The 271-nt window shown below is 61.6% G+C and carries 1 protein-coding gene; it reads left to right on the top strand.

All coding sequences use genetic code 11. The annotated features are described in order from the left end of the window. Nucleotides 1-25: 25 nt before the first annotated feature. On the top strand, nt 26-271 hold a 246-nt coding region (locus RVY79_RS19715), incomplete at its 3' end, for an ABC transporter permease subunit (RefSeq protein WP_411161762.1).

Genomic DNA, 271 nt, shown 5'->3' with positions numbered 1-271 from the left:
CTCGGACGACGAGCGGCCTTCTGACATGAAACGCATCGCTCCCATCGACATCATCGGCGGCATCGTCGTCGTCGCCATCCTCGCGGCCGTGCCGGCTATTACCGGTAGTAATTATCTCACCGGCGTACTCACGGTCTGCGTGATCTACGGCATCTGGGCCGCGAGTTGGGACTTCATGTCCGGGCTCACCGGCCGCGAAAATTTCGGACATTCGTTGTTCATCGGCGCAGGCGCCTATACGGCCGGCTTCCTGTCGTCCATTTGGGCGGCC

It is taken from the genome of Chromohalobacter sp. HP20-39, assembly GCF_033052815.1.
Classification (GTDB): Bacteria; Pseudomonadota; Gammaproteobacteria; order Pseudomonadales; family Halomonadaceae; genus Chromohalobacter.
This window is presented reverse-complemented; position numbering and strand designations above follow the sequence as displayed.